The 1,508-nt window shown below is 56.5% G+C and carries 1 pseudogene; it reads left to right on the forward strand.

Annotation, left to right across the window (positions count from 1 at the left end):
- Positions 1 to 1,508: pseudogene (locus ACIPZE_RS28920) on the forward strand (DNA-directed RNA polymerase subunit beta'); the annotation flags it as partial.

Raw genomic sequence — 1,508 nt, forward strand, 5'->3', positions numbered from 1 at the left:
TTCCGGCGCAGGACGTTGTATTGGGTCTGTACTACATGACTCGTGAAGCGATCAACGCCAAAGGCGAAGGTCGTGTGTTCGCGGATCTGCAGGAAGTTGACCGTGTGTTCCGTGCCGGCGAAGCCGCACTGCACGCCAAGGTTAAAGTACGTATCAACGAAACCGTCAACGACCGTGACGGCAACAGCGTGAGCGGTACCCGTATCGTCGACACCACTGTCGGCCGTGCGCTGCTGTTCCAGGTTGTGCCAAAAGGTCTGTCGTACGACGTCGTCAACCTGCCGATGAAGAAAAAGGCTATCTCCAAGCTGATCAACCAGTGCTACCGCGTGGTTGGTCTGAAAGAGACCGTGATCTTCGCTGACCAGTTGATGTACACCGGTTTCGCTTACTCGACCATCTCCGGCGTTTCCATCGGTGTTAACGACTTCGTTATCCCGGACGAAAAAGCCCGCATCATCGGTGCAGCCACCGACGAAGTGAAAGAGATCGAGAGCCAGTACGCCTCCGGCCTGGTAACCCAGGGCGAGAAGTACAACAAAGTGATCGACCTTTGGTCGAAAGCGAACGACGAAGTTTCCAAGGCAATGATGGCCAACCTCTCGAAAGAGAAGGTTATCGACCGTCATGGCGTTGAAGTCGATCAAGAGTCTTTCAACTCGATGTACATGATGGCTGACTCGGGTGCGCGGGGTTCCGCAGCACAGATTCGTCAGCTGGCCGGTATGCGTGGTCTGATGGCCAAGCCGGACGGTTCCATCATTGAAACGCCGATTACTGCGAACTTCCGTGAAGGTTTGAGCGTACTTCAGTACTTCATCTCCACTCACGGTGCTCGTAAAGGTCTGGCGGATACCGCGTTGAAAACGGCGAACTCCGGTTACCTGACTCGTCGTCTGGTAGACGTGGCGCAGGATCTGGTTGTAACCGAGATCGATTGCGGCACCGAACACGGTCTGCTGATGACTCCGCACATTGAAGGCGGTGACGTTGTAGAGCCGTTGGGTGAGCGCGTATTGGGTCGTGTTATTGCCCGTGACGTGTTCAAGCCAGGCACCGAGGACGTAATCGTTCCTGCCGGTACTCTGGTAGACGAAAAGTGGGTCGAGTTCATCGAGCTGAACAGCATCGACGAAGTGATCGTGCGTTCGCCGATCAGCTGCGAAACCCGCTATGGCATTTGCGCCAAGTGCTACGGCCGTGACTTGGCTCGTGGTCACCAGGTGAACATCGGTGAAGCGGTCGGCGTTATCGCTGCCCAGTCCATCGGTGAGCCGGGTACCCAGCTGACGATGCGTACGTTCCACATCGGTGGTGCGGCAAGCCGGACTTCCGCTGCGGACAGCGTTCAGGTGAAGAATGGCGGTACCGTTCGTCTGCACAATTTGAAGCACGTTGAGCGAGTGGATGGTCACCTGGTTGCTGTGTCCCGTTCCGGTGAGCTGGCCATCGCTGACGACTTCGGTCGTGAGCGCGAGCGTTACAAGCTGCCGTACGGTGCTGTGATT

This window comes from Pseudomonas sp. NPDC089741, assembly GCF_044748825.1.
GTDB lineage: Bacteria > Pseudomonadota > Gammaproteobacteria > Pseudomonadales > Pseudomonadaceae > Aquipseudomonas > Aquipseudomonas helmanticensis.